At 33.4% G+C, this 5508-nt stretch carries 3 protein-coding genes; all 3 read right to left on the bottom strand.

Annotated elements, in window-relative coordinates:
• On the bottom strand, positions 1-1322 hold a 1322-nt coding region (locus CI949_RS16045; RefSeq protein ID WP_290768137.1), incomplete at its 3' end, for a GntR family transcriptional regulator.
• A 60-nt stretch (positions 1323-1382) separates the two neighbouring features.
• Complete coding sequence (locus CI949_RS16040; protein WP_089722935.1) at positions 1383-4127, bottom strand: cation-transporting P-type ATPase; 2745 nt, start codon at positions 4125-4127, stop codon at positions 1383-1385.
• A 92-nt stretch (positions 4128-4219) separates the two neighbouring features.
• A partial coding sequence (locus CI949_RS16035; protein WP_290768134.1) for a DUF2254 domain-containing protein occupies positions 4220-5508 on the bottom strand: 1289 nt, incomplete at its 5' end.

Below are 5508 nucleotides of genomic sequence, written 5' to 3'. Positions count from 1 at the left end.
GGTAATAAGAGAGAATTTTTTTCTGAAAAAACTTTAAAATCATGCTGATTAATATTTTGATTCAATAGTAATTTGAAATAAAAAAGTGAAGAATTATCTACAGTTTCAATTCCTCTAAAATGATCCTTAATGGCTTCCCTTAAAAGCAGCTTCCTATTATTTAAACGTTGTTTTAAAAACTTTACTCTTTTTTCTAGATAGCCATTATCAATGTAATAAGCTAAAAGATTATTAAGCAAATTTTCTCCAGCAGAAAAATTACTTTTAGCCATAAACTCAATCAAAGAATAATTATTAAAAAGCTCTTTATTATCCGATGAATTTAGGTAATAATCATCTAAATATACTAAACCTAAATTTAACCCCGGAAAAACTCTGTTTGTTAATGCTTGAATTAGAATAATTTGGCTTTGATATTTTGATTCCAAAAGTTCGTTTATTTTTTTGTTTTTTTGATAAAGAGCAAAATATTCTAAAATTATTATTTTAAATTTAAGCATTTGAGAAAGTTCCAGCAAAGATTTTATTTTAGAAAGACTCCAGTTTAAGATGTTCTCTTCTAATGACTCATCACTGATAATTAAATAGTCAATAGTATTATTTTCAAGATAGTCCATTAAACTTTCATAGTCTGCAGAACTAAGGTGAATATTGGCATTATGATTAGAAAGAGAATCTTTATTTTCCTTATTATTCAGTTTGTTATCCTTTAAAAATAATTTTTTGAATAAAGAATTACTGCTGCCGCTGGTAAATAGTAATTCTTTGTTTTCCCCGATTAAGGCTGCCAATATTTCTGCTAACTGTGCTTCTGAATTATAATAAACTTTACTTTTATTTGAATTCTCATGTTTTGATTCTAAAAATTTAAAATAGCTATTTCCCTCAGCTTCAGTTTGTTTAAAACTTCGCCCTTTAAACTCTGAATAAAACCGATCAAAAATCAAGTCCCAGGCATACTCTTCTAAAAATTCTGTTCCATGCTCTGGACCACTAAAATCAATAGTCTTTTGGGAAGATAAAGAGGGCTTAGACGTTAAAATCCTCAGTCTTTGATCATCACTAGTATTTTTTAAAGCAGCAGCAGGAGCAATATAGCTCCCACTACCCTCTTTTTTATAGATTAAATTTTCAGCTGCCAGCAGATCATAAGCTTTAACAACAGTCTCTGCATTTACACTGAGGCGGGAAGCAAGCTTTCTTATTGATGGCATTTTAGTGTCTGGAGTATATTTGTCCGCCAGAATTTCTGCCCTAATTGCTTCATAAATTTGAGTATATAAATTTTCACTGCCATCTCTTTCTAGTTCAATATTAAACATTTAGCTTCCCTCCATTTTAGTACACTTTTATAGATTAATTCTCGTTTGAATAATTTATATTTATACAGCCTCATTTTTTCTTTTAAAGAATTTAATAACTTCATGTCCAATTAAGAAAACAGCTCCAGCAGCCACAACTCTTAGCCAGTCAGCCAGGGTAACTCCAGCAAAGCCAAGAAAGCCGTTGATTGGAGTATAGATTATTAATAAAACCATAGCAATTGAAACTAGAATTGAATAAAGCATTTTTTTGTTGCTGAAGAAATTCTTATTAAAAATACTTTCGTATTCATATCTGCGGGACATAATATTAACCCACTGAGAAAAGGCAATTGTTAAAAATGAAATTGTTGTTGCCCTTGCATAAAGCTGAGTTCCTTCCCTAACTGCTGCTGCCTGATCGTTAACAAATAAATAGAAATTAATAAAGGCCAGCCCACCCATCAAAATAGCTAAAAACATTATTTCACTAAAACTGCGTTTATTAACTATATGCTCATCCTGTGCTCTCGGCGGTGATTTCATTAAATGTTCTGATGCCGGATCAAAAGTCAGAGCTGTCAGAGGTAGAATTTCAGCTAAAAGGTCAATCGAAAGTATCTGAATAGCTAAAATTGGTATCGGTGTTCCCAGCAGTGCTGCTGCTAGAAGCCCTAAAAGTACTATTGTTAGTTCTGCTCCGTTTGTTGTCAGAGAAGCAATTACCGTTTTCTTTAAGTTGTTATAAATAGTTCTTCCCTCTTTAATAGCATAAACTAAGGTAGGATAGCTGTCATCTAGCAGAATTAATTCTGAGGCCTCTTTAGAAACGTCTGTCCCCATCTGGCCCATTGCTACTCCAATATGAGCACTTTTTAGAGCAGGAGCATCATTAACACCATCACCGGTTACAGCCACAATTTTTTGCTGTTCCTTTAAGTTCTTTACAATTCTTAGTTTATCCTCCGGTGAAACGCGAGAAAAAATCAGTGATTCGTTTTCTTCCATGGTCTGCCGGAGATCATCTTCGCTCATTTTTTCTAAATCTTTACTGGTAAATACTGGCACATCTTCATCATCAACAGAAAGGCTGATTTCTTTACCAACTGCCTGGGCAGTAATGGCATGATCACCGGTCATAATATAGGTATCAATATGAGCCTCATGTGATTCCTGAATAGCTTCCTTTACACCTTCTTTAGGAGGATCAATCATTGCTACCAGACCAAGGAAAATTACATCTTTTTCAATCTCTTCTAAAACATAATCTGTCTCATCATCTTCCAGTTTGCGGTAGGCAACTGCCAGAACCCGCATTGCATTTTTAGAATATTTTTCATTTAATTTATTTAATCTTTCTTTATCTTCCTCTGTAATTTCTACAACTTCTCCATCTTTAAGAATATGCTTTGATATTGAAAGCACACTCCCTAAAGCACCTTTCATCTTAAGATAATTACCGTCTTCAAATTCTCTAATTGAGCTCATTCTTTTGCGGTCAGAATCAAAACTGAACTCATGCAGTTCTGGATTGTCTTCATCTTCAGTTGGTGAACGAGTACCGAGTTTGGTAGAAAGGGTAATTAAGGCTGCTTCAGTTGGATCACCTATAGCATACCAGCCGGGATGCTCTTCATCAGGCTCATGAATCTCCGCATTGGAAGCCATAGTTGCAGCATCAAAGATAATTTCCATTTCTGCAATTTCCTCTTCTGTCAGCGGCTCACCATCATCTCCTATAATCTCACCCTCCGGTTCATAACCAAGACCGGTTATTTCGTACTCTCTGCCGTCAAAATATACCTTTTTAACTGTCATCTCATTTTTGGTCAGGGTTCCAGTCTTATCTGTACAGATTACATTTGTTGAACCCAGGGTTTCAGCAGAAGACAGTTTTTTAACAACCGCATTTTTTCCTGCCAGGCGGTCAACTCCCTGCGAAAGAGCAACAGTAACCTGCATCGGTAAGGCCTGGGGCACAACAGCCACTGCAATCCCCAGTGCATAAATTAAAGCAAAATCAAGGCCATAACCCTGATAAATACTGACTCCAAATAAAGCCAGGGCAATTATAACTGCAAAAGTGGCAATTTTATTGGCTACCGACTGCAGCTCAGACTGCAGGGGAGATTTAGACTTATCTTCCTCCTGAGTCATAGAAGCAATTTTCCCCATCTCAGTTTCCATTCCGGTTCTAACAACTACTCCTTTAGCAGAACCAGAGGCAACAGTTGTTCCTAAATAAGCCATATTATCTCTATCTGCAAGAGGTCTTTCCTCTTCAATATGATTTGACTGCTTCTCCTGAGGCATTGATTCCCCGGTGAGAGAAACATCATTTGTTCTTAAATTAAATGATTCGATTATCCTTAAATCAGCTGGAATCTTGTCACCTTCTTCCAGGCTGACAATATCACCTACTACAAGTTCTTCCTGGGCAATTTCTCCAATCTGATCATCTCTGATCACTTTAGATGGAGAATTAACCAATTTATTTAAAGAATCCATAATTTTTTCAGCTTTAAATTCCTGGCGGAAACCAATGACTGAGTTGATAACTGCAATGATAACCATAATTGTACCATCACGGTAACTGCCAATTATAAAGGACATGACAGCAGCAACTAAAAGCAAAATTACCAATACATCTTTAAATTGTTCTAGAAAGATCGTTACTAAAGATTTTTTGGCTTTTGCTTCCAGAACATTCTTCCCATTTTCTTTAAGCCTTTTTGCAGCTTCAGAAGAACTTAGACCTTTTTTCGAAGTCTCTAATTTTTCAAGGATTTCTGTTCCCTTTTGTCTATAAAATTCTTTTTCTGGCATATAAACACCCCGTTTTGTATTATTTTAGTATTTAATAATAATAATAACATTTTTAAAATTAATTTAAAGTTACTGTTTTACACCATGCTTTACTAATTTATTTTGAAATTCTCAACTTGAAAATATTTTTCTCTATGCTCTTTATGACCAGTTTCTTTAGCTAATCTATAAATTTTGTGATTTAAGAACTTCTTATCTTCCTGTTCTAAAACATTTTTATCAAAACCGCCTAAAATATAGTGGCTAAAATGCCAAACCTGTTCTTTAATATCTTTTGGACTCCCTTCAGCGATAATTACTAAGGCATCAATTATAGATCCTGCAACTGAAACATCTTGATTTCCATAATGGCTTAATTGATAAAAAGTCTTATAAAGCAGATCCCAAAAAGAAATATCTTCTAATATAAAACACAATTCATCTTTCTCATTATAATAATAAGTGTTTTCCAAATTAGCAACTGCAATTCTGGATAAAACCCATCCCAGCTGATTGATACAAAAAATTGCCGTGTTGGGATCATTAATACCAGGTGAAATTGCTCTTAAAGCTACTTCAGTTAATTTTAATAAACCGAATTCTATGTCATTTTTTTTGCTTCTCTCATTATTAATTACTAAATTACCTAATATTTTATTTTTTATTTCTGCTAGCTTTTCTTCATTAAATTGATCAGCATCTTTATTTAACTGCCAGATTTTAAAAACTACTGTATTCTCAGTAACATAATCACCAATCATTTTTTCAGCTCTCACTATAATATCATATTCATCAGCTAGTTTAGTAAGTTCAATATCATAAATAACCTGAATATAACCACTTTGTTTTGGGTGAATCTCACAAGAATCTCTTTCTAACATTTTATTCAAATTGTCCGGGGCTTCATTTCTTATTTGATCATTACTGTTATTTCTGGCCTCTATTTTATCTACAATTTCTATAACTTCTTCTTTAAGGCTTTCGATTAATAGGTTGACCTGAACAGAATTAGCTGCATGATGAATGAAATATACAAAATAGCCCAGACAAACAATTGCTACAATTACACCTATCATAGCTGAAAAAATAATAGATTCTCCACTGCCCTGCATGCTATCATCGATAAACAATAAGGTAAGAATTGAATATATAAAGCCTGCTATAAATATTCCTAAGACTTTTAGAGTAACCTTGTTCTTCAAAAAATCCTGCATAGTACGTGGTGAAAATTGAGATGAATACATTGTTAAAACAACCATAATAGTTGAAAAAGATACTGTAATCATTGCAAACAAAGATCCTGCAATTGTTGATAAAATAGTTTTTGATAAATCATAGGACGTAAAAAAATATGATGGTAAAATATTCAATAAAATATTTGTATATTGATATTCTATAAAAA

It is taken from the genome of Halanaerobium sp. (assembly GCF_003070835.1).
The sequence above is the reverse complement of the archived record's forward strand: the minus strand, read 5'-3'. Positions and strand labels throughout refer to the sequence as shown.

Bases quoted from the DNA above. Each gene is read 5' to 3' on its own strand.
- CI949_RS16040 (WP_089722935.1), bottom strand. From the start codon at position 4,127: ATGCCAGAAAAAGAATTTTATAGACAAAAGGGAACAGAAATCCTTGAA.